The organism is Curtobacterium uvaldense (assembly GCF_028307415.1).
GTDB lineage: Bacteria > Actinomycetota > Actinomycetes > Actinomycetales > Microbacteriaceae > Curtobacterium.
The window spans coordinates 106574-129228 of sequence record NZ_JAQMHU010000001.1 but is presented as its reverse complement, the minus strand read 5'-3'; the positions used below and the strand labels follow the sequence as shown (position 1 = coordinate 129228).

Sequence of the window (22655 nt, the reverse complement as noted above, 5' to 3'; positions counted from 1 at the left end):
CGCGCCCGTGGAGCACTGGCTCGGCGTCGCGGTCACCGTCCTCCTGGTCCTGCTGGACCTGGCGATCCGCGTCTTCTCGATCATCTACGTCCCCTACAACCGGAAGCCGCAGACCGCGACGGCCTGGTTGCTCGCGATCTTCCTGATCCCCTACATCGGGTTCATCGTCTTCATGGTCATCGGGTCGACGAAGCTGCCGAAGGCACGGCGCGAGAAGCAGACCGAGATCAACGCGTACATCCTCGAGCAGACCGAGGGCATCGAGCGTGTGCGCCGCGACCACCCGTGGCCGCTGTGGCTCGAGTCCGTGACGAAGCTGAACCGCGAGCTGGGCGCCATGCCCCTGGTCGGCGGCAACTCCGCCGAGCTCTACCCCGACTCGTACGAGTCGGTGCAGGAGATGACGCGGGCGATCGACCAGTCTCGGCGCTTCGTGCACGTCGAGTTCTACATCGCGACGATCGACGACACCACCCGGCCGTACTTCGAGGCGCTGGCCCGTGCCCAGGCACGCGGTGTCACCGTGCGGTTCCTGCTCGACCACTGGGCGAGCCGCGGGTACCCGGGCTACAAGGACACGCTCGCGTTCCTCGACCGGGCGAACATCGAGTGGCACCTCATGCTGCCGCTGCAGCCGCTGCAGGGGAAGTTCCAGCGGCCCGACCTGCGCAACCACCGGAAGATCATGGTCATCGACGGCTCGGTGGCCTTCACGGGCTCGCAGAACCTCATCGACCCGTCGTACGACCTGCAGTCGCACATCGAGAAGGGCATGGTCTACAAGGACCTGTTCGCCCGGTTCGAGGGTCCCGTCGTCGCGGGACTCAACGCCCTGTTCGTGACGGACTGGTACAGCGAGACCGACGAGCTCCTGCTCCGCGAGAGCGACCCCGTCCAGCGCGCCGACCGCGGCGACGCGCTCGACTGCCAGGTCGTACCGTCCGGGCCCGGCTTCGACGGTGAGAACAACCTGCGCCTGTTCAACGCGCTGCTGTACTCCGCGCAGGAGAAGGTGTCCATCACCTCGCCCTACTTCGTCCCCGACGACTCGATGCTCTACGCGATCACCACGACCGCCCAGCGCGGGGTCGAGGTCGAGCTCTTCGTCGGCGAGATGGGTGACCACGCGATGACGTGGCACGCACAGCGCTCCTACTACGAGGAGCTCCTGCGCGCCGGTGTCCGGATCTGGCTCTACCGGGCGCCGACGATCCTGCACGCGAAGCACTTCACCATCGACGACGACGTCTCCGTCATCGGGTCGAGCAACATGGACATGCGGTCGTTCAGCCTCAACCTCGAGGTCTCGGTGATGGTGCGCGGCAGCCGGTTCGTCGATGCGCTCCGCGATGTGCAGGCCGCGTACAAGGACGCGTCGTTCGAGCTCACCCTGGACGCGTGGCTCGAGCGCCCGCGCCGGTCCCAGGTCCTCGACAACGTCGCGCGGCTCACCGCCGCCCTGCAGTAGGGACCCACGGCCGGGAGGATCGGCGACCGCCCGCCTCCCCGGTCAGGGCGCTGCCGGCACCAGACGGGTGAGGCGAGCGACCACGCGCTCGAGCGGTCCACTCCCGAGGAACGTGCGCCACAGCATCGCGAACAGCACCGAGCCGATCGCGAACCCCGCCCACACCGTGCCCGACTCCGGGTACTCCGGCAGCAGCGCGATCACGACGAGGTGCCCGGCGTAGACCGTCAGCGGCATCGACCCCACCGCGGCGAGCGGGAACGCGATCCGCGAGACCGTCCGGCCGCGGCCATCGAACACCAGGGTGCACAGGGCGAGCACCGCCACCGCGACCCCGGCGGTCCCGACGACGTCGACGACCGACGACGAGTGGTCGCGCGGGGACAGCAGCAGCTGCGCGAGCGCCACGGCTCCCCCGCTGCCGTCCGGCGCCCACGGGACCCCGGGGAACGCCTCGACCCCGGCGTCGACCGGGACCGGCGCCAGGACGTTGCCGACCACGTAGGCCGCGACGGCGACCAGCAGCCCGGACGCGAGGAGCGCGACCTGCGCACGCCGCGCCTCCAGTCCGACCCTGGCGACCGCGAGACCGACCAGGACGTACGCCAGGAAGGTGACCACCGGGTAGACCAGCCCGAGTTGCACCTCCCACATGCCGGCGCCGGCGTAGAACGGTGCCGACGCGAGCGCGACCACGGGCGACAGCAGCGCGCACACCGCCGCGGCGACGAGCAACCAGCCCGGTCGCCACCGGAGCGCCGGCAGCACCAGCAGGAAGAGCGCGCCGTACGTGGGCAGGATGACGTAGACGGGTGTGCCGAGCGCCATGAGCAGGAGCCCGACCGCGACCACCGCCACGGCCCGGATCGCCAGCCGTGCCCGGATCCGCCCGATGGCCGGTGGTCCTGGCGGATCCGTCCGTCCGCTCGTCAGACCGATCGAGACGCCCGCGAGCACCGCGAACAGGGTGGAGGGCCGTCCGTGCGCCACGGCGGACCACGTGCCGGGGTCACCCCAGTCCACGGCCTCGGCGATGCCGCCGACGTGGGCCGCCATCATGCCGAGGAGCGCGAGCGCCCGCGCCACGTCGACGCCCTGCAGACGACCGGGCGCGACGAGCACGCCCCGCATCGCGGCGGGCGGTGCGGGGCGTGACGCGGTCATCGTGCTGCGGTCAGCTCGTGGGCGAGGGCATGCGTCGGAGCGAGACGTCGACCATCTCGTCGCGCGGGACGACCTTGATGCGCTCGCGACCCTCCGCGGCGCCCAGGGCCTGCTCGTGCTCGTCGAGGGCGTGCCAGCCGTCGAGGTCGGTGTAGTCCACGCCGCGCTCGCGGAGCAGTGCCGGGACCGCCTCGGGCGACGGGTCGGCCGGCGTCCACCACGAGGCCTGGTCGTTGACGATGTGCTGGACGGTCTCCATCGCGTCGGACTTGGTGTGCCCGATCAGGCCGACCGGGCCCCGCTTGATCCACCCGGTCGCGTAGACGCCCGGGAGCGGCGAGCCGTCCTCGTCGAGCACCTGGCCCTCGCGGTTCGGGATGACGCCGGTCTTCTCGTCGAAGGGCACACCTGGCAGCGGGGAGCCGAAGTAGCCCACCGCTCGGTACACGGCCTGCACGGGGAGCTCGCGGACCTCGCCGGTGCCCTCGACGCCGCCCTCGCCGTTCGGCCGGGTGCGCTCGTACCGCAGTGCCGTGACGTGGCCGTCCTCGCCGACGATCTCGACGGGCTTCGCCCAGAAGTGCAGGTGGAGCCGGCGACTGGCCTGCCCGACCTCACGCGTGCGCCACTGCTCCAGGACACGGTTCATCACCATGACCTGCTTGTTGGTCTGGATCGCGGTGAGCGATGCCTCGTCGTGGCCGAAGTCCTCGTCGTACACGACCATGTCGACGTCGCGGAGCTCACCGAGCTCGCGGAGCTCCAGCGGCGTGAACTTCACCTGCGCCGGACCGCGTCGTCCGAACACGTGCACGTCGGTGACCGGGCTCGCCTGCAGCCCCTCGTACACGTTCGCCGGGATCTCGGTGGGCAGCAGGTCGTCGGCGTGCTTCGCGAGGATGCGGGACACGTCGAGCGCGACGTTGCCGTTACCGATCACCGCGACGCTCGACGCCGTGAGCGGCCACGTGCGCGGCACGTCCGGGTGCCCGTCGAACCAGCTGACGAAGTCCGCGGCACCGTGGGAGCCGTCGAGGTCGACCCCGGGGACGTCGAGCTCGGCGTCCTTGATCGCGCCGGTCGAGAACAGCACGGCGTTGTAGTGCTGCTTGAGGTCGTCGAGGGTGATGTCCTCCCCGAAGCGCACGTTGCCGAAGAGTCGGACGACTCCGCGGTCGAGGACGTCCCGCAGGGCGTTGACGATGCCCTTGATGCGCGGGTGGTCCGGTGCGACGCCGTAGCGGACCAGGCCGTAGGGCGCGGGGAGCTGCTCGAAGAGGTCGATCGACACGTCGGTGCCGTGCGCCTCGCGCAGCAGGATGTCCGCGGCGTAGATGCCGGCGGGACCGGCGCCGACGATGGCGATTCGCAGGGTGGGCACTGATGTCTCCAGTTCGTTCGGGCGGGTGCTCCCGGTGGGCCTCGGTGGGCCCTCGTGTCAGCGGCTGCGTTCGACGACGGACTCGGCGAAGCGGGTCAGCGCGCGCTTCACGGTGCCGTCGGGCAGCGGTTCCAGGGCCTCGACCGCCTCCTCCGCCCAACGGACGGCGACGGCGCGGGTGGCGGTGGTGGCTTCGTGCTCGCGCAGCGCGGCGACGGCCGACCGGTACGGCGCGGAGTCCACGGCGTCGTCGGGGGCGTCCTTCACGTCGTGCTCGATCCGGGCGAGCAGGTCGGCCGCGCCGTCGTCGGCGGCGGCCAGGCGACGCAGCTGCAGCAGCGGCAGGGTGTCCACGCCGGCGCGCAGGTCGTTGCCGGCGATCTTGCCGGTGCGGTCCTTCGCCGGGGCGAGGTCGATGACGTCGTCGACGAGCTGGAAGGCGACGCCGACCTTCTCGCCGAAGGTCCCGACGGCGTGCAGGTAGGCGCGGTCGGCTCCGGAGAACATCACGCCGGCGCGGGCCGCGGTGGCGATCAGCGAGCCCGTCTTGTCGCTGAGCACCTGGATGTAGTGCTCGACCGGGTCGTCCCCGGGCTGCGGGCCCGTCGTCTCGTGCAGCTGCCCCATGCAGAGGCGCTGGAAGGTCTCCGCCTGCATCCGGATGCCCTCGGTCCCGAGGTCGGCGGTGATCAGGCTGGCACGTGCGAAGAGCAGGTCGCCGGTCAGGATCGCGACGTTGTTGCCGTAGGTCACGTGCGCCGCCGGGACCCCCCGGCGGACCGGGGCCTCGTCCATGACGTCGTCGTGGTACAGCGACGCCAGGTGGGTGGTCTCGATGCTCACCGCGGCCTTGACCACCGCGTCGGTCACCCCGTTGCCCAGCTGCGCGATGAGCAGCGTCAGCGTCGGCCGGATGCGCTTGCCGCCCGCCGAGAGCAGGTAGCGGCTCGTGGTGTCCGCCAGGGTGTCGGTCGAGCGCATGGCCTCCTCGAGGCCCTGCTCGACGAGCTCGAGCCCGTCGTCGACCGCGCTGATGAAGCGGCGCTCGGACGGGGTCGCGAACAACCGCTCGCCGATGCCCAGCGAGGCGCGGAGGCTCGGTGCGCGGCGTGCGACCGGGACGCTCGGGTTCAAGTGCTGCTCCGTGTTCGGGGTCGGGTGACCGGTCAGGCGTCGCCGGGTTCGACGCTCGGCTGCTCGCCGGTGTGCTGGTGCTCGCGACGGGCCTTCGCCCGGCGGGCGACGGACTCGCGGACCGTGCCCGCGACGGGCTTGCGGCCGCGGTGCAGCGCCACGATGCCCGCGGTCAGGTTGCGGTGGGCGACCATCGTGAAGCCGACGCCGCGCAGCCACTGGCTGAGGACCTGCTGGTCGGGCCACGCCTCGATCGACTCGGCCAGGTAGCGGTAGGCTGCCGGGTTGCTGCTCGACAGCCGCGCGATGCCCGGGAGCACGCGCTTGAGGTACGCGCCGTAGCCGAAGCGCAGGAGCGCCACGGGCGGCGTGGAGAACTCGCAGATGACCAGTCGGCCCCCGGGCTTGAGCACCCGGAGCATCTCGGTGATCGCCTGCATCGGGTCGTTGACGTTGCGCAGGCCGAAGGAGATCGTCACCGCGTCGAACGAGTCGTCGTCGAACGGCAGGTGCTCCGCGTCACCCTCGACGAACGTGATCTCCGGGTGCCGCTCGCGCCCGACCGCGATCATGCCCGCCGACAGGTCGAGCGCCGTGACGTCGGCGCCCTTCTTCGCGAACGCCGCTGCGCTCGTGCCCGTCCCGGCGGCGATGTCGAGCACCCGCTCGCCCGGCTGGGGGTCGACCGCACGGACCGTCGCGACGCGCCACAGCGGGGCGTTGCCCGCCGAGAGGATGTCGTTCGTGAGGTCGTACTTCGCGGCGACGTCGTCGAACATGGCCGCCACCTCGTCCGGCCGCTTGCTCAGGTCCGCTCTGCTCACCGCACCATCCTAGAGGTCGCGGCCCCGGGCTGCCCGGACGCCCGGCCGGGGTCCGGCGGGTCGCCGCGCGCGTACGATCGGTCCGTGACCCGAACCACCACGGCGGCCCCCTCGCTCACGGTCTCGACCCGGATCCTCGACGACCCGGGGGACGTCCTGCGCCACACCCTGCGGGACGCGCCGCTGGCGTTCGTCCGGAGCGGTGACGGCATCGTCGGGATCGGCGAAGCGCTCCGGTTCACGTTCTCCGGAGCCGACCGCATGCGGCAGGCGTCGGCGGTGTGGCGGGACCTGGTGCAGGGCGCCACGGTGGACGACCCCGTGCAGCTGCGCGGCACCGGGCTGGTCGCGTTCGGGTCCTTCGCGTTCGCCGACGACTCCGCCGAGCAGAGCGTGCTCGTCGTGCCGCGCGTGGTGATCGGCAAGCGCCGCGGCAAGGCCTGGCTCACCGCCGTCGACACGACACCGGACCCGCAGCCCCTCGCGTTCTCGCGGACCTCGGTGCCGGTGCCGGCCGTCGGCGGGCACGTCTCGGTCGCCTTCGGCCCCGGCCGGGTCGACGAGGACGCCTACGCCGCGTCCGTCGCGGACGCCGTCCGTCGGATCACCGCAGGCGAGGCCGAGAAGGTCGTCCTGGCGCGCGACCTGGTCGGCACGTTGCCCGCCGGTGCCGACCGACGGGCGGTCCTGCTCGACCTGGCGGCGGCCTACCCGCAGTGCGTCACCTTCGCCGTCGACGGACTCGTCGGAGCGACCCCGGAGACCCTCGCCCGGACCGACGGTACGGAGCTGTCGGCGCGGGTGCTCGCCGGGAGCGCCGCGCGCGGCGACGACCCGGTGTCCGACCGGGCCGCGGCCGAGACCCTGGCGTCGAGCGCGAAGGACGTCGAGGAGCACGGCTTCGCGATCACCAGCCTGCTGCAGGCGCTCCGGACCGTCGCCACCGACGTCCGCGCGGACCCCGAGCCGTTCCGGCTCCAGCTGCCGAACCTGTGGCACCTGGCCACCGACGTCCGCGCGACCCTGCCGGTCGGCACCACCTCGCTCGACGTCGCCGACGCCCTGCACCCGACCGCGGCCGTGGCGGGCACCCCCACCGACGTCGCCGTCCGACTGGTCGCCGAGCTCGAGGGCGTCGACCGTGGTCGCTACGCGGGGCCGGTCGGCTGGCTCGGCGCGAACGGCGACGGCGAGTGGATGCTCGCGCTGCGCAGCGCCCGGATCGACGACGACGGGACCGTGCGCGCGTGGGCCGGCGCGGGGATCGTCGCGGGGTCGGACCCGGCGCGCGAGGTCGCCGAGACCGCCCTGAAGTTCCGCCCGATCCGCGACGCGCTCGCCTGACCCCTGGCCCCTGACCCCTGACCCCTGACCCCGGTGGTCAGTCGGTCAGCGGCACCTCGACCACCAGGCGCTGGGCCGGATCGGTGAGTGCACCCTCGAGGTCGCCCCACGTCCCGGCCCGTCGGTAGGACCAGCCGAGACCGGTCACGACACGCTCGACGTCGACGTGCTGCGGCGTCGTCATCATGCGGCGCATGTCCTGCTCCGGGGTGGTCGCGGCGACCTCCAGCCCGCGGAAGATCGCACCGCCACCGTCGTTGCCGACGACGACCTGGACGCGGTGCGTCGGCTCCTCGGTCCCGGTGACGAACGCCCCGAGGTCGTGCAGGAAGGTCAGGTCGCCGACGAGCACCCGCGTGGTGCCGACGGAGTCGGGCGTCCGTTCGAGCGCGGCCGCGATGCCGAGTGCGGTCGAGGCCGTGCCGTCGATGCCGGCGAGACCGCGGTTGGCGTGCACCCGGACCTTCTTGCCCGGGACGTGCGCGTCGGCGACACGGATGAGCTGCGAGGCACCGAGGACGAGCCGGTCGTGCGGCCAGGTGGCGCCCCAGACGGCGTCGACCAGCATGGTGCGGTCGACGGGCCTGCGACGCAGGGCGACCTCGTCGCGCAGGTACCGGTTGCGCTCGGCGCGGTCCCCCGACCGCTTCGCGTCGAGGTCCGGACCGGCGTCACCGTCCCCGAGGAGCGCGCGACTGGTCGTCACCCACCGCCCGACCCACGCGCGGTGTCCCGGGGTGGTGCGGCCCGTCACGCGCACGTCGGACACGAAGGTGGTCGCGGCGTCCGGCCGGGAGGCACGGGCCGGGTCGAACGGGTCGGCCCCGGGTCCGCGGACCACGATCGTCTCGACGTCGGCCCGCTGCAGCAGGGCCGGGACCTCGCGACTGAGCGTCGGGTGTCCGAGGACGACCGCGCGACGGACCGCTCCGCCGAGCTCGGGGTCGCGCAGCAGCTCGCGGTAGGCGACGACCAGGTTGCGCCCGAACCGCGCGCCGCTCGACACCTCGGCCAGCAGCGGCGCACCGAGCTCCCAGGCGATCCGTTCGGCGTCCTCGCCGGCGTCGTGTCCGGCGATGACGACCGTCGCGGGTTCGTCGTCCGGCGCGAGTTCGACGACCGGCAGTCCGGCGTGCACCCGACGACGGGCGTGGTCGGTGTCGACCTCGTCGTGCGGCACGGCGGCGACGTCCTCGGCACGCAGCCCGGCGGAGAGCGGTTCGCGGAACGCGACGTTCAGCTGGACGGGACCGGGCTGCCCGGTGTGCCCGGCGGCGACGGCGACGGCCTCCCGGGCGAGCGTCCGGACGGCGTCCGCGTCGACAGCGCCGTCAGCGGTGGGCGCCTGCACGTCGCGCACGAAGGACACGGCAGGGCCGAACATGCCCGGCTGGACCGTGGTCTGGTTGCTGCCGATGCCCCGCAGCTCGTCCGGCCGGTCGGCGGAGAGGACGACCATCGGCACGCCGGAGTGGTGCGCCTCGAGCACGGCCGGGTGCAGGTTGGCGACGGCGGTGCCCGAGGTCGTGACGACCGCGGCCGGACGGCCGGACTCGACGGCGAGCCCGAGGGCGAAGAACCCGGCGGTCCGCTCGTCGAGCCGGACGTGCACCGTCGTGCCGCCCGCGCGCTCGAGCGCGACCGCCGCGAGGGCGAGCGCCTGCGACCGGGAGCCCGGGCTGACGACGACGTCGGTCACCCCGGCACGGGCGAGTTCCCGCAGCAGTGCCAGGGCGAAGTCGGTGGCAGCGCTGCCGGACCCCGCGGACCCGTCAGCGATCGGCGGGGCGGTCGTCGTCTCGTTCGTCGCGGTCGCGTCGTTCATCGCGGAACTGGTCCTCGAGGTCTCGGAGGGTTTCGTCGTCCTGGTCCGTTCCGGTGCGGAGTGTCCCGGGGCCGCGCGGGCCGCCGAGGAAGTCGGGGTCGTCTTCGGGTCCACGGTACCGGGGCGTCGGCCCCGGGGTGGCGGGCGCCCGGCCGAGCACGAACCACAGCAGGCCACCGAGCACCGGGAGGACGAGCACGAGGAGGATCCACCACCCACGCCGCAGGGAGCGGATGCGCTGCCGCGGCATGGTCGCGCAGTCGATGACCGCGTAGACCGTGAAGGCCACGGCGGCGACGGCGATGATCAACCACAGACGGACCATGCGACGACTCTAGGCAGCGCGCCTGGGACCGGGCTGCCCGTCAGCCGGTGCACGAACGACGCCACGTAGGATCATCGGGTGAAAGCGTGGCTCGTCTACACCCTTGCCCGACTCGGCATCTTCGCCGCGGCGCTGGCGGTCCTGTTCGTCATCGGCCTGCGGTGGTACTGGGCGGCGATCGGCGCCGCGCTGATCGGTCTGCTCGTGTCGTACATCGCACTGCCCGGGCTCCGCGGTCGGGTGACCTCGGACATCGCCGCTCGCCGGGGTCGACCGGAGCGGGACGCCGACTCGGACTTCGAGGACGACTTCGTCGACGCCGCCGACACCGACGCGGCCGACACCGGTGCGCCCGCCGCCGACCGAGCGGTCTCGGACGCCGACCGGCACCGCGCGCGTCGCGAGCACGACGAGGACTAGTCCCGATCCTCGTCGGTCGGTCGGCCGAGCGGCCGCTCGACCTCGGTCGCCGCGTCCGACGCTGCTACGGCAGGAGGACCAGGGTCAGGCCGAGCACCACGCCGTAGGCGAGCGACGCGAACGACGACAGCTGCAGCGCCGTGATGAGCTCGCGGGGCTTGCGGGACGAGACGCCGATCGCGAGCGCGGGGAGCGCGAGCAGGAGCGAGAAGTACGCGAAGCCGGTGCGGAAGTACAGCAGCACGAACCAGAGCAGCACCACGTACGGCAGCATCAGGAACAGGCCGAACAGGACCCGTGCGACGGGGCGGCCGACCACGACGGCGAGCGTGCGCTTGCCGGCCTGTCGGTCCTCGTCCACGTCGCGGATGTTGTTGACCATGAGCACGGCGCAGGCGAAGAACCCGGCGGCGACCGCAGCCGCCCAGCCGCTCGTGGTGACCGCCTGGATCTGCACGTACTGGGTGCCGAGCACGGCGACCAACCCGAAGAACACGAAGACGAAGACCTCGCCGAGGGCGTTGTAGCCGTAGGGCTTCTTCCCGCCCGTGTAGTACCAGGCCGCGACGATCGCCGCCGCGCCGACGAGGAGCAGCCACCACGTGCCGGTGAGCAGCACGATCACCAGTCCGGCGACCGCAGCCAGTCCGAAGAACGTGAGCGCGACCGTGAGCACGGTGCGCGGCTTCGCCAGCCCCGCTCCGGTGAGCCGGGCCGGGCCGACGCGGAACTCGTCGGTGCCCCGGACGCCGTCCGAGTAGTCGTTGCTGTAGTTCACGCCGATCTGCAGGAACAGCGCGACCGCGAGCGCGAGCAGGGCGACCGCCAGGTGGTGGTCGCGGCCGAGGTACGACCCGAAGTCGCCCGGTTCACCGGAGTCGACGAACGCGACGCCGGTGCCGAGCACGACCGGCACGACGCCGAGCGTGAGGGTCCGGAGCCGGGCGCCGCCGATCCAGTCGCTCGCGGTCGCCCGCTGCTTCGTGCGCTGCGGTGCCGCGGCCTTCGCCGGGTTGCCGCTGCGGCCCTTGACCGGGGTCCTGTTCTTCGTACGTGCCACGGCCGACCATCGTATCCGTGACCGCTAGAGGGTCGGTGCGCCCCCGCGGTCCGCGAGTGCCCGGACGGCCCGGCGGTCGGGCTTGCCGGACGCGAGCATCGGCACCGCGTCGACGACCAGGACCTCCGCGGGACGGGCCGCACGGCCCAGGGTCTCCGCGACGTGGGCGCGGACCTCGTCGAGGTCGAGCGGACGTTCCGTGACGACGACGGGCACCTCGCCCCACTCCCCGGACGCGCGCCGCGTGACGACCGCGGCGTCCTGGCCCGCGAGCTCGCGCACGCGCCGTTCCACCGCCCCGAGCGGGACCTTCTCGCCACCGGACACGATGACGTCGTCGAGCCGCCCGAGCACCCGCAGCCGTCCGTCGTCGTCGGTGGTCGCAGCGTCGCCGGTCCGGTACCAGCGGTGGCCGTCGCGCTCGGCGAAGGTCCGGGCCGTGCGCTCGGGGTCGTCGAGGTACCCCTCGGCGAGCATCGGGCCGGCCAGTTCGAGGGCGCCGTCGACGAGTTCCGCGCGGACCGTCCCGAACGGCGTGCCGTCGTACACGCAGCCACCGCTCGTCTCGCTCGCGCCGTACGTCGTGACGACCCGGACACCGGCGTCGAGGGCACGCTGCCGGAGCGGTGCGGGCGTGGCCTGGCCCCCGACGAGCACGGCGGCGAAGCGGGTCGCGGCGGCGGTGGCGCGGGGGTCGTCGAGCACGCGGGCGAGCTGCACCGGGACGAGCGAGGTGTAGCGCCGCGGCGCCTCGGGACCGACGTCGAGCCGGTCCACCGCGTCGGCGAACGCCCGGCCGTCGAAGTGTCCCGGCGGGAGGACGACGGGCGTCGTGCCCGCCGTGACCGATCGGGTCAGCACGTTGAGCCCGGCGATGTAGTGCGTCGGCAGCGCGAGCAGCCACCGGCCGGGCCCGCCGAGCGTCGCGTCGGCGGACGCGGCGCCCGCGAGCAGCGCCTCCGACGACAGTGCCACGCGCTTGCCGGTCCCGGTGGAACCGCTCGTCTCGACCACCAGGGCGACCCGGCGGGCGACGTGCGACGGCGGGCGCGTGGGCAGCGCCGGGCCGTCCTCGGCGACGGGGAGCAGCGCGGGTCCGCCGGCGAGGGCAGCCTCCAGGCCGCGCAGCACCGCCGACGGGTCGGACGCGCCGACGGCGACCAGCGCGCGGTTCACCGGTGGGCCCGCGGGGTCAGTAGTGCCACGGGAAGGACGTCCACTCCGGCGGGCGCTTCTCGAGGAAGGCATCGCGGCCCTCGACCGCCTCGTCGGAGGCGTAGGCGAGGCGCGTCGCCTCGCCCGCGAAGACCTGCTGGCCGACCATGCCGTCGTCCACGGCGTTGAACGCGTACTTGAGCATGCGGATGGCTGTCGGGGACTTGCCGAGGATCGTCTCGCCCCACCGGATCGCCTCGCGTTCGAGGTCCTCGTGCCGGACCACCCTGTTCACCGCGCCCATCTCGTACGCGCGCTGCGCCGAGTACTCCTCCGCGAGGAAGAAGACCTCGCGCGCGAGCTTCTGGCCGATCTGGCGGGCGTAGTAGGCGCTGCCGTACCCGCCGTCGAAGGACCCCACGTCGGCGTCGGTCTGCTTGAACCGGCCGTGCTCCGCGCTCGCGATCGTCAGGTCCGCGACGGCGTGCAGCGAGTGCCCGCCGCCGGCGGCCCACCCGGGCACGACGGCGATGACGACCTTCGGCATCATGCGGATGAGGCGCTGGACCTCGAGGATGTGGAGCCGCCCCATCGACGCCTGGGCGGCAGCGGGGTCGACGCCCTCCGGCGGGGCGCCCTCGTCGCCGACGTACTGGTAGCCGCTGCGCCCGCGGATGCGCTGGTCACCGCCGGAGCAGAAGGCCCAGCCCCCGTCCTTCGGGCTCGGGCCGTTGCCCGTGAGCAGGACGACACCGACGCGGGGGTCCTGTCGCGCGTCGTCGAGGGCGCGGTACAGCTCGTCGACGGTGCGGGGGCGGAAGGCGTTGCGGACCTCGGGCCGGTCGAACGCGACGCGGACGATGCCCTGCGAGACGTGCTTGTGGTACGTGATGTCGGTGAAGTGCTCAGCGACCGGTGCGGCGGTCCAGACGTCGGGGTCGAACAGGTCGGAGACGGGAGCAGCCATGTGCCCACCGTATCGCCGGCGCCCGGCGCCGGCCCGCACCCGAGGCGGGCCGTGGTGCGGTGCCGTCCCGCGCTAGGTGCCCGAGAGGGCCTCGGGCACGAGGACGACGAGCAGCACGATGAGGATGACCGGGTTCGCGAAGAAGGCGAGCACGACCCCGATCGCGCCGTACCAACGGCCGAACGACCCGACCGCGGCGATGAAGCCGAGCACCGCAGCGATGAGGGTGAGGAAGACCACCACGAAGCAGATGCCGAACGCGAAGGTGGTGTCGCCGCCCATGAAGACCGCGAACGCACTCGCGTCGACCGCGGCGGAGACGACGGCGAGCCCGAGGGCGATCTTGCCGACGATCGGGTTCCGACGCCGCCGGGCGGACCGTTCGAGGGCCCGGGCGTCGACGGTGTTCCGCTGCATCAGCCGCTCGAAGTCGCCGGTGTCACCGGACCGGCTCCCGGCGCTCGCTGTCGGCCGTGTCGTCCCGGGGGCGGCGGCGCGCTGCGGCGCCGTCGGTCGCGCGGCACCGGAGCGCTGCACTGCCGAGCGCTGGGCTGCGGCACGTTGGGCCGCCGCGCGCTGGGCCGCGGTCGGCTGCGCGGCCGCACGCTGCGCTGCTGCACGCTGCGCGGCTGCGCGCTGCTGCGGATCCGACGCCACCGGCCCTCCCTCTCTTCGGTCCCCTCACGGACGCGCCACGGTGGTTCGTGGCGACGCCGGCGCTGGGCCGACCGGTGCATGCTAGTGCCCGGCCCTGGCGGTCGGCTCCGAGGAACCGGCGGGAGCGCTGGACGCGCGACCAGCCCCTGCCGCCCACCGCGTCCGGGCACCGCACCTGCCCGTGCGCGAGGATGGGGTGTGCTCCCCGACCTCGCCGACCTGACCGCCGACGCCCACGTCGTCGCACTCCCGATGCGCGTCCGCTTCCGCGGCATCACCGTCCGCGAGGCCCTGGTGCTCCGCGGACCCACCGGGTGGACCGAGTTCTCGCCCTTCGTCGAGTACGACGACCGGGAGGCGACCGCGTGGCTCCGGAGCACGATCGACTTCGGGTGGACCGAGCACGACCCCGCCGCCGACGCCGTGCCCGTCAACGCCACGGTGCCCGCCGTCGGACCGGACGCGGTCGCCGACCTCCTGGCCCGCTACCCCGGCTGCACGACCGCGAAGGTCAAGGTCGCCGAGCCCGGCACGAGCACCGACGACGACGTCGCCCGCGTCGCCGAGGTCCGTCGGGTGATGGGGCCGGGAGCGGCCGTCCGGGTGGACGCCAACGGGCTCTGGTCCGTCGACCAGGCCGTCGAGGCCCTCGAACGACTCGCGCCGTACGGACTCCAGTACGCCGAACAGCCGTGCCGGTCGGTGCCGGAACTCGCCGAGCTCCGACGCCGGATCGCGGGACTCGACGTGCCCGTGGCCGCGGACGAGAGCGTGCGCCGGGCCTCGGACCCGCTCGCCGTCGCCCGTGCGGGGGCGGCGGACGTGCTCGTCGTGAAGGCCCAGCCCCTCGGCGGGGTCACCGCGGCACGGGCGATCGTGGCCGAGGCGGGGCTGCCGTGCGTCGTGTCGAGTGCGCTCGACACGTCCGTGGGGCTCGGGACCGGGGCGTTCCTCGCGGCGGCGGCGATGAGCCCCGGCTACGCCGCCGGGCTCGGGACGGCGGCCATGTTCGAGACGGACGTCACCGACACGCCACTGCTGCCGGTCGACGGTCGGGTGCCGGTCCGCCGTGCGGAGGTGTCGCGGGAGCTGCTGGAGCGGAACGCGGCATCGCCGGAGCGGACGGCGTGGTGGCTCGCGCGGCTGGAGCGCGTCCACGCCCTGCTCGCCGCCGCGTAGACCGGGCTGCCGCGGGCGAGGACGAGGGAGCAACCGACCGAACGGTGTCCGGGCGGCGACGAGCGCGCAGGACGTGCCGCTCACGTCCGCCGGATGGGCGAGACTCGTCGGCCTCGACCGCCGAGCGTGACAGATCGTGCCCGCTCTCGCGAGGCAGGAACGCCCGGACACGACGGACGGGAGGCGCGGTGCCCGATGGCACCGCGCCTCCCGTCCGTCCCGGGGTCGCCGCCGCAGCGACGCCCGGTCTGCCTCACAGGCCGGAGTAGCTGTGCAGGCCCTTGAAGAAGACGTTGACGACCGAGAAGTTGAACATCACCGCGGCGAACCCGATGAGCGCCAGCCACGACGACCGCGCACCGCGCCACCCGCGGGTCGCACGCGCGTGGATGTACCCGGCGTAGACCACCCAGATGATGAAGGTCCAGACCTCCTTGGTGTCCCACCCCCAGTACCGGCCCCAGGCGCGCTCGGCCCAGACCGCACCCGCGATGAGCGTGAAGGTCCACAGCACGAAGCCGACGAGCAGCACGCGGTAGGTCAGGACCTCGAGCCGTTCGGCGTCGGGGAGCGTCTCCATGAAGCGGAGCTGCTTCGACGCGGGACGACCCTGGCGGTACGTCTGCACGAGCTGCGCCACGGCGAGCCCGGCGCCGAGGGCGAAGAAGCCCGTCCCGGCGATCGCGACGAAGACGTGGATGACCAGCCAGTACGACTGCAGCGCGGGCTGGAGCGGCACGACGGGCACCCAGTAGTTCACGGTCGCGATGCCGAGCAGGATGATCGTCAGACCGGTGATGAACACACCGAGGAACTTCAGGTTCTGCCAGAGCTGCACGAGCAGGAAGATCAGCGTGATGAGCGCCGTGCCCGTGAGCGAGAACTCGAACATGTTGCCCCACGGGACACGGTCGGCCGCGATGCCGCGCAGGACCGTGGCACCGACGTGCAGCACGAGCGCGAGGATCGTCATCGCCATGCCGACCCGCTCGAACTTCGTCCCGCCGCCGCCGGGGCGACCCCGGTCGGCCTCGACCTTCTCGAGCACGACCGTCCCGCCCTGCACCGTCGCGACGGTGCGCGCGGCGGGCGCTGTCGGCGCAGCAGCCGAGGCGGACGCCACCTGACCCGACCGCTTCGCCATGTCGAGCGCGAACGAGATGAACGCGATGACGTAGACCGCCATCGCGGAGTACGTCAGGACGACCGAGTAGGTCGCGAGGTTGGTCGTCATGTCCGGGTTCACGCAGGGATCCTAACTCCGAGGTCCGACAGGTGCCTCTTGGCGATGTCGTCGACGGCGCGCTCGAGGTTGGGGTCCTCGCCGCGCGCCAGACCGGCGTACTCGAGGTCGTACTCGCCGTGCTCGGCTCCCCGGCGCGGGACCGCCTTCACCCACACGCGGCGGCGGGGCACGAACAGCGAGGTGAGCAGGCCGAGCACCGCGAGCACCGCGAACCCGGCGACGAACGCCTGCGAGGGGTCGTGGTGCACGTCGAGCGAGACGTAGCGCTTCACGCCGTCGAAGGTGATCGAGCCGGTACCGTCCGGCAGGGTCTTCGTCTGACCGGGCTTCAGCTCGATGCTCGGGGTCGTCGACTGCCGCCCGGCGATCTGCTCGAGACCGCTGGTGTCGAGCGAGTACACGCTCTGCGGGACGCCGCTGTCGAGACCGAGGTCGCCGCGGTACACCTGCAGGGTCAGGAGCGGGTTCTGCGCGTCCGGGTAGGCACTGGCGAACGCGCCGGTCGACAGCTTCGACGCCGTCGGGTAGAAGAACCCGACGAGCCCGAGCTGCGACGGCGAGGCGTCGGGCACCTTGATGACGCCGGTGGACGTGTAGTTCGCGTCCTCGGGCAGGAACGGCACGACGTCCTGGAACGCCACGTTCCCCTTGCCGTCGCGGATCGTGACCTGCATCGCGTAGCCGTTGCCGAGCAGGTAGACGTTCGTGCCACCGACCGACAGCGGGTCGTTCACGCCGATGCGACCGGTCTTCGGCTCCTGGCCCTTCTCGCGGCTCGTCACCGTCGCCGAGTAGTCCAGTGCCTGGCCGAGGGCGTCGAGGTTCTTCTCCTCGTACGTCGTGGTGAACTTGTCGAGCGTCAGGTTGTAGCCCTGCAGGTCGGTCTGCCGGAACCAGCGGCCGGGGTTGAACGAGTCGTAGGAGCCGAGGACGTTCGAGAACGTCTGCCCCTCGACCAGGAGTCGCTGCCCGGTGTAGCTGAAGCCACCGCCGAGGCCGACCGCCACGAGCACGCCGACGAGCGCCGCGTGGAAGACGAGGTTGCCGGTCTCGCGCAGGTACCCGCGCTCCGCGCTCACGGAGTCGCCGAACCGCTCGACCCGGTAGCCGGACCGCTTGAGCAGTGCCGCCGCGCGCGTCACGGCCTCGTCGACGGACGGGAGGCTCGTGGTCGCGTCCGCCTCGACCGGGACGGACCGGTAGCCGGCGAGTCGGCCGAGACGCACCGGCGTCCTCGGCGGTCGCGTCCGGAGCGCCTGCCAGTGGTGCTTCGTGCGCGGGACGATGCACCCGATGAGCGAGACGAACAGCAGCAGGTAGATCGCCGAGAACCACACCGAGGTGTAGGTGTCGAAGACCTGCAGTGTGTCGAGCACGGGGAAGAGCTGCGGGTGGTCCGCCTTGTACTGCACGACGCCGTTCGGGTCGGCGGTGCGCTGCGGCACGAGGGATCCCGGGATCGCCGCGAGCGCCAGGAGCATGAGCAGGAAGAGCGCCGTGCGCATGCTCGTCAGCTGCCGCCAGAAGAAGCGGACGTAGCCGACGAACCCGAGCTTCGGCTGCGTCGGGCCGTCGTCCGCTCCGGGGGCCGGTGCGGCACTGTCGACGTGGTCGGACGGCCGCATCGGGTCGGCGCCCGCGGACACGTCGTCCGCGGACCCCGGTCCGCTACCCGACTGCTCGGGGGTGGTGTCGCGCTCAGACCGCGGGGACAAAGCTCTGGATCACCGCCCCGAGGCTCGACATGACGGCCGACCAGATGCCGGTGACCATGAGCAGACCGATGACGATCAGGATCGCTCCTCCGATGATGTTGACGGTGCGCATGTGACGCTTCACGATGCGGATCGCGCCGGTCGCCCACCCGGCGCCGAGCGCGACGAGGACGAACGGGATGCCGAGCCCGAGGCAGTACGCGACGCCGAGCCACATGCCCTGCCACGCGCTGCCGGACTGCACGCTGAGCAGGTTGATCGCTGCGAGCGTCGGCCCGAGGCACGGGGTCCAGCCGAGGCCGAACACGATGCCGAGCAGCGGCGCCCCGACCAGGCCAGTCGCGGGGGTCCACGACGGCTTGATCGAGCGCTGCAGGAAGGTGAAGCGTCCGATGAACACCAGGCCCATCGTGATCACGACGACACCGAGGACCTGCGTGATGAGGTCACGCCACCGGACGAGCCAGAAGCCGAGCGCACCGAAGACCGTCGTGTAGGCGACGAACACCGCGGTGAAGCCGAGCACGAAGAGCACGACGCCGAGCACGACCCGACCGCGGCGCTGCCCACCCTCGGCGATCCCGCCGACGTACCCGAGGTAGCCCGGTACGAGCGGGAGCACGCACGGGGAGAGGAACGACACGAGCCCGGCCAGTGCTGCCACGGGCAACGCGACCAGCATCTGGCCGCTCAGGATCGCGTCCGCGAAGGGGTTGCCGGGCACGGGTCAGGACGCCTTGCCGTCGAGCTCGTCGCTGACCAGGGTCTGCAGGATGCTCTTGCCGTCGATCGCGCCGAGGACGCGGGCGGCGACGCGGCCCTGCTTGTCGAGGACGATCGTGGCGGGCACGGCGTTCGGAGCGATCTGCCCGGACAGCGCGAGCTGCACGGTGCCGTCGCGGGCGTCGAGGACGGTCGGGTAGTCGACGCCGAAGGTGCGCTCGAACGCCGCCGCCGTGCCCTCCTCGTCACGCACGTTGACGCCCACGAAGACCACGTCGTCGTCGGCGTACTGGTCGTGCACCTGGTTGAGGTACTTCGCCTCGGCCCGGCACGGCGGGCAGCCGGCGTACCAGAAGTTGAGCACGACGACCTTGCCGCGGAGCTCCTCCGCCGAGACGGTGTCGCCGTCGGTGTCCTTCGTCGTGAAGTCGACCGGGGCGCTCCGCTCGTCCGTCGCGACCTCGGTCACCGCACCGGTGCCGGAGATGTAGTTCTGGGTGGTGCCGCTGCCGTACTGGCGGGACAGGTCGTCGTTCGACGACGAGCACCCGGCGAGCGCCAGGGCTGCGATCACCGCCGAGGCCGCGACGGCGGCGATCCGGCTGCGTGCGGACATCAGACTGCTCCTTCGTCGACCGCGGACGCACGCAGGGACTGCGCGGGGTCCGCGTACCCGACCTCGGTGAAGCGACCGGACGAGGTGGCGGGCACACGCTCGAGGGTCGTGATGCTGGACAGGTCGCACCGACGCTTGCGCGGGTCGTGCCAGAGCGGCTCCCCCGCGAGCTTGCGGTGCACGGTCCAGATGGGGAGCTGGTGGCTGACGAGGACGACGTCGCCGCCGTCAACGCTCTCCCAGGCGGAGGCGACCGCGGCGAGCATGCGGTTCGCGATGGACTCGTAGGCCTCGCCCCAGCTCGGCCGGAACGGGTTCGCGATCCAGGGCCACTCCGCAGGGCGTCCGATGGAGCGCTTCGTGAAGCCGGGGCGCTGGCCCTCGTAGCGGTTCGTGGGCTCGATGAGGCGCTCGTCGAGCGAGACCTCGAGCCCGTAGGCGGCGGCCCAGGGCGCCGCGGACTCCTGCGTGCGCTGCAACGGCGACGCGACGATCCGTCGGACGTCGACCCCGGCGTCGTGCCAGGCGGTCGCCGACGCACCGGCCATCCGGGCGCCGAGTTCGCTGAGCCCGAAGCCGGGCAACCGGCCGTAGAGCACGCGCCCCGGGTTGTGGACCTCGCCGTGCCGGACGAGGTGGATCCGTGTCGCGGGCATGGGTTCCAGTCTAGGTCGCTCCACCGTCATCACCCGCCCCACAGCGGATTCACCGGATGTGCGACCGTTCAGCCCCTGCGACCGTTCGGCTCTGCCCGGTCGCTGCCGTCAGCCCAGCCGTCCGGTCAGTCGGCCGTGCAGTGCCACCGACCCGGTGTTCAGGTTCACGACCTCGACGGTCGAGCCGTGCCGCGCGTACCGCTGCTCCACGCCGTCGAGTGCCGCGACGGTGCTGGCGTCGAACACGTGCGCGCCCGACATGTCCACGATCACCCGCTCCGGGTCCTCGGCGTAGGAGAACCGCGTCACCAGGTCGTTGGACGACGCGAAGAACAGGGCACCGTGCACGCGGTACCGCACGGTGCGCTCGTCGACCGGCTCGCGCACCACGGACACGACGTGCGCCGCGCGACGGGCGAAGACGAGGGCCGCGACGACCACGCCCACCAGCACACCCGTCGCGAGGTTCTGGGTGACGACGACCACCACGACGGTCACGACCATGACCGCCGTCTCGCCGAGCGGCATCCGCCCGAGCGTGCGGGGCCGGACGCTGTGCCAGTCGAAGGTCGCGACGCAGACCATGAGCATCACGGCCGTCAGGGCCGCCATCGGGATCTGCGCGACGAGGTCGTGCAGCACGATGGTCAGGACGAGCACCGCCGCGCCCGCCGTGAAGGTCGACACCCGGGTCCGGGCGCCGGCGGTCTTCACGTTGATCACGGTCTGGCCGATCATCGCGCAGCCACCCGTGCCGCCGAAGAACGCCGAGGCGATGTTGGCGATGCCCTGGCCCCACGACTCGCGCCAGCCGCTGGACCGGGTCTCGGTCAGGGAGTCGACGAGCTGCGCGGTCAGGAGCGTCTCGATGAGGCCGACGATCGCGACCCCGAACGCGTACGGCGCGATGATCTGCAGGGTCTCGAGCGACAGCGGGACCGTGATGCCGCCGAACCCGGGCAGCGCGGTCGGCAGGGAGCCCTCGTCGCCGACCGTCGGCACCGCGACCCCGAACACGATCGTGATCGCCGTGACCACGACGACCGCGATCAACGGCGCGGGGACGGCCTTGGTCAGGAAGGGGAACGCGACGATGATGCCGATGCCGAGCGCCGTCAGCGGCCAGACCACGAACGGGACGTCGTCGCCGAGGAGGTTGGGCAACTGCGCCGTGAAGATCAGGATCGCCAGCGCGTTGACGAAGGCCACGTTGACGCTGCGCGGGATGAAGCGCATCAGTCGGGCCACCCCGAGGAAGCCGAGCACCAGCTGGACCACACCGCCGAGCACCACCGCGGGGACGAGGTAGGCGACGCCGTGGTCGCGCACGAGCGGAGCGATCACGAGCGCGACCGATCCGGCGGCGGCCGAGATCATCGCGGGTCGCCCGCCGACGATCGAGATGACCACCGCGATGACGACGCTCGAGAAGAGGCCGACGGCCGGGTCGACCCCGGCGACGACCGAGAAGGAGATGGCTTCGGGGATGAGGGCGAGCGCCGTGACCACGCCGGCCAGGACCTCACGGGTGAGGAGCCGGGGCGACCGGAGCGCGGTGAGGACGGTGGGTGCCGCGGGGGCGAGCGGTGCGAGGGACATCGCCAGCGACCATACCCTGACGTGAGGGGAGGGTTGCGCCGGGCAGACGTGCACTCCGAGCGATCTCGCGCGGCGGTCTGCCACCATGGCTCCCGTGCACGCGATCGACTCCCCCGCCCCGACGCCGGGCGACACCATGCACATCGGTGAGCTCGCCGAGCGCGCCGGGATGTCCCTGCGGACGATCCGGCACTACGACGAGGTCGGGCTGCTCGTGCCGAGCGGACGGACCACCGGAGGGTTCCGGGTCTACACGGCGCAGGACCTCGAGCGACTGCTCGTCATCCGTCGGATGAAGCCGCTCGGGTTCTCGCTGGACGAGATGGCGGAGCTCCTGCGCGTCGTCGACGCCCTCGCCGACGCCGGACCCGAGGACCAGCCGGCACTCGCCGCCCGCCTCGACGCGTCGCTCGAGGACGCCCGCGCCCGGCACGCGAAGCTCGTCGAACGGGCCGGCATGGCCGAGGAGTTCATCGGCACGCTCAGCACGCTGCGCGCCACGCTCCCCTGAGCCCCGGACGACACCCGGCAAGCCGGAGACACCGCTCGGTCACCGGTCGACCTGCAGCTCACCGGACTCGATGAGCCGCGCCCGCTCCCGTTGTGCCGCCCGGAGTTCATCGCGCCACCGGAGCAGGTCGTCGTGGACCCGGATGATCCGTCGTGCCTCCCAGGGTCGGAAGCGGTACTGCCGTCGGATCAACTGCCGCCACTCGTCACGATCGCGTTCGATGAGCGCGACCACCGGGTCTTCCACTGCCATCTGCGTTCCCTTCCGTGATGAGGTCGAGCACGATCTTGCCGATCGCGGCGTCATCGGCGCGAAGGATCTGCATTCTGGACATCGCCCGAGCGCTGAACCGACCGACCTCGGCCCGTCCGACGTCGCCGTCGCACACCTGGTCGACCGTCCACACGAACCGCGCCCAGGCCCGGTCGCGTTCCTCGCGCCCGACGTCCCGCCGCCACCGCACCAGCGCCCAGACGCCTCCCACGGCCGCGCCGACCAACGTCAGCACCGACCCGACCGCAGCCGCGACCACCGCCGCCACCGCGACGGGCGGCCAGGCCGCGAGCCCCGCTCCCGTTGCCGTCATCCGGGATCCCCTCTCGACTCGCGACCCGACCACACGGACGACGCTACGGACGTGCCGGGGCCGAACCACGCCTCCCGGCCGACGCTGTGGAGAGAACGGA

At 72.6% G+C, this 22655-nt stretch carries 23 protein-coding genes; 5 read left to right on the top strand and 18 right to left on the bottom strand.

Annotated features, from left to right (window positions below; translation table 11 throughout):
• The first annotated feature begins 7 nt into the window (after positions 1–7).
• Positions 8–1468, top strand: a complete 1461-nt coding sequence (gene cls, locus PIJ49_RS00700; RefSeq protein ID WP_209685048.1) for a cardiolipin synthase — start codon at positions 8–10, stop codon at positions 1466–1468.
• Between the two features lie 42 nt (positions 1469–1510).
• On the opposite strand, the gene PIJ49_RS00695 is transcribed toward cls, so the two are convergent.
• Genes PIJ49_RS00695 through PIJ49_RS00680 form a run of 4 tightly spaced genes read right to left on the bottom strand, consistent with a single transcriptional unit; the run spans position 1511 to position 5971 of the window.
• The gene (locus PIJ49_RS00695) at positions 1511–2632 is read right to left on the bottom strand and encodes a heparan-alpha-glucosaminide N-acetyltransferase domain-containing protein (protein WP_271825245.1); all 1122 of its coding nucleotides are present in this window, start codon (positions 2630–2632) and stop codon (positions 1511–1513) included.
• A 10-nt stretch (positions 2633–2642) separates the two neighbouring features.
• Entirely contained in the window at positions 2643–4013 is a 1371-nt protein-coding gene (locus tag PIJ49_RS00690) for an FAD-dependent oxidoreductase (protein WP_271825244.1), read from the bottom strand.
• Positions 4014–4070: 57 nt separating this feature from the next.
• Entirely contained in the window at positions 4071–5147 is a 1077-nt protein-coding gene (locus tag PIJ49_RS00685) for a polyprenyl synthetase family protein (protein WP_066655261.1), read from the bottom strand.
• Positions 5148–5179: 32 nt separating this feature from the next.
• Positions 5180–5971, bottom strand: coding sequence for a demethylmenaquinone methyltransferase (locus PIJ49_RS00680; RefSeq protein ID WP_066655267.1), 792 nt, complete (start codon positions 5969–5971; stop codon positions 5180–5182).
• 84 nt (positions 5972–6055) lie between these two features.
• On the opposite strand from PIJ49_RS00680, the gene PIJ49_RS00675 reads away from it, so the two are divergent.
• Entirely contained in the window at positions 6056–7315 is a 1260-nt protein-coding gene (locus PIJ49_RS00675) for an isochorismate synthase (RefSeq protein WP_271825243.1), read from the top strand.
• Between the two features lie 37 nt (positions 7316–7352).
• Here PIJ49_RS00675 and menD read toward each other — a convergent pair whose 3' ends face one another.
• A complete protein-coding gene (gene menD / locus PIJ49_RS00670; protein ID WP_271825242.1) occupies positions 7353–9140 on the bottom strand; it encodes a 2-succinyl-5-enolpyruvyl-6-hydroxy-3-cyclohexene-1-carboxylic-acid synthase in 1788 nt (595 codons plus the stop codon).
• Positions 9088–9465, bottom strand: coding sequence for a PLDc N-terminal domain-containing protein (locus PIJ49_RS00665; protein WP_251154611.1), 378 nt, complete (start codon positions 9463–9465; stop codon positions 9088–9090). Before PIJ49_RS00665 ends, menD begins: the two co-directional genes overlap by 53 nt.
• 78 nt (positions 9466–9543) lie before the next feature.
• On the opposite strand from PIJ49_RS00665, the gene PIJ49_RS00660 reads away from it, so the two are divergent.
• Positions 9544–9885 carry a DUF4229 domain-containing protein gene (locus tag PIJ49_RS00660; RefSeq protein WP_066655275.1) on the top strand — a complete coding sequence of 114 codons (342 nt, stop codon included), beginning with the start codon at positions 9544–9546 and terminating at the stop codon, positions 9883–9885.
• A 64-nt stretch (positions 9886–9949) separates the two neighbouring features.
• Here PIJ49_RS00660 and PIJ49_RS00655 read toward each other — a convergent pair whose 3' ends face one another.
• The 4 genes from PIJ49_RS00655 to PIJ49_RS00640 form a co-directional block, all read right to left on the bottom strand.
• The gene (locus PIJ49_RS00655) at positions 9950–10945 is read right to left on the bottom strand and encodes a 1,4-dihydroxy-2-naphthoate polyprenyltransferase (protein WP_235426349.1); all 996 of its coding nucleotides are present in this window, start codon (positions 10943–10945) and stop codon (positions 9950–9952) included.
• A gap of 24 nt (positions 10946–10969) precedes the next feature.
• Positions 10970–12121 carry an AMP-binding protein gene (locus PIJ49_RS00650; protein ID WP_271825241.1) on the bottom strand — a complete coding sequence of 384 codons (1152 nt, stop codon included), beginning with the start codon at positions 12119–12121 and terminating at the stop codon, positions 10970–10972.
• A 16-nt stretch (positions 12122–12137) separates the two neighbouring features.
• Positions 12138–13067: a 1,4-dihydroxy-2-naphthoyl-CoA synthase gene (locus tag PIJ49_RS00645; RefSeq protein ID WP_066655279.1), complete on the bottom strand. Its 930-nt coding sequence runs from the start codon at positions 13065–13067 to the stop codon at positions 12138–12140.
• A 72-nt stretch (positions 13068–13139) separates the two neighbouring features.
• Positions 13140–13724 carry a hypothetical protein gene (locus tag PIJ49_RS00640; protein WP_209685044.1) on the bottom strand — a complete coding sequence of 195 codons (585 nt, stop codon included), beginning with the start codon at positions 13722–13724 and terminating at the stop codon, positions 13140–13142.
• 198 nt (positions 13725–13922) lie between these two features.
• Here PIJ49_RS00640 and PIJ49_RS00635 point away from each other — a divergent pair, with 198 nt between their 5' ends.
• Positions 13923–14903 (top strand): o-succinylbenzoate synthase, encoded by a 981-nt coding sequence (locus PIJ49_RS00635; protein ID WP_066655283.1) that lies wholly within the window; start codon positions 13923–13925, stop codon positions 14901–14903.
• Between the two features lie 253 nt (positions 14904–15156).
• Here PIJ49_RS00635 and ccsB read toward each other — a convergent pair whose 3' ends face one another.
• The 6 genes from ccsB to PIJ49_RS00605 form a co-directional block, all read right to left on the bottom strand.
• Positions 15157–16137 (bottom strand): c-type cytochrome biogenesis protein CcsB, encoded by a 981-nt coding sequence (ccsB, locus tag PIJ49_RS00630; protein ID WP_144411449.1) that lies wholly within the window; start codon positions 16135–16137, stop codon positions 15157–15159.
• A gap of 8 nt (positions 16138–16145) precedes the next feature.
• Entirely contained in the window at positions 16146–17774 is a 1629-nt protein-coding gene (resB, locus tag PIJ49_RS00625) for a cytochrome c biogenesis protein ResB (protein WP_066658460.1), read from the bottom strand.
• A 73-nt stretch (positions 17775–17847) separates the two neighbouring features.
• Positions 17848–18546, bottom strand: coding sequence for a cytochrome c biogenesis CcdA family protein (locus tag PIJ49_RS00620; RefSeq protein ID WP_066658457.1), 699 nt, complete (start codon positions 18544–18546; stop codon positions 17848–17850).
• 45 nt (positions 18547–18591) lie between these two features.
• The gene (locus PIJ49_RS00615) at positions 18592–19203 is read right to left on the bottom strand and encodes a TlpA family protein disulfide reductase (RefSeq protein WP_066655286.1); all 612 of its coding nucleotides are present in this window, start codon (positions 19201–19203) and stop codon (positions 18592–18594) included.
• Complete coding sequence (locus tag PIJ49_RS00610; RefSeq protein WP_066655287.1) at positions 19203–19859, bottom strand: histidine phosphatase family protein; 657 nt, start codon at positions 19857–19859, stop codon at positions 19203–19205. Before PIJ49_RS00610 ends, PIJ49_RS00615 begins: the two co-directional genes overlap by 1 nt.
• Positions 19860–19967: 108 nt before the next feature.
• Complete coding sequence (locus PIJ49_RS00605) at positions 19968–21458, bottom strand: SulP family inorganic anion transporter (RefSeq protein ID WP_066655289.1); 1491 nt, start codon at positions 21456–21458, stop codon at positions 19968–19970.
• A 136-nt stretch (positions 21459–21594) separates the two neighbouring features.
• Here PIJ49_RS00605 and PIJ49_RS00600 point away from each other — a divergent pair, with 136 nt between their 5' ends.
• Complete coding sequence (locus tag PIJ49_RS00600) at positions 21595–21969, top strand: MerR family transcriptional regulator (RefSeq protein WP_235426653.1); 375 nt, start codon at positions 21595–21597, stop codon at positions 21967–21969.
• A 39-nt stretch (positions 21970–22008) separates the two neighbouring features.
• Here PIJ49_RS00600 and PIJ49_RS00595 read toward each other — a convergent pair whose 3' ends face one another.
• Positions 22009–22221 carry a hypothetical protein gene (locus PIJ49_RS00595; protein ID WP_251154607.1) on the bottom strand — a complete coding sequence of 71 codons (213 nt, stop codon included), beginning with the start codon at positions 22219–22221 and terminating at the stop codon, positions 22009–22011.
• The gene (locus PIJ49_RS00590) at positions 22175–22555 is read right to left on the bottom strand and encodes a hypothetical protein (RefSeq protein WP_271825239.1); all 381 of its coding nucleotides are present in this window, start codon (positions 22553–22555) and stop codon (positions 22175–22177) included. The genes PIJ49_RS00595 and PIJ49_RS00590 overlap by 47 nt, the downstream gene beginning before the upstream one ends.
• Positions 22556–22655 lie beyond the last annotated feature (100 nt).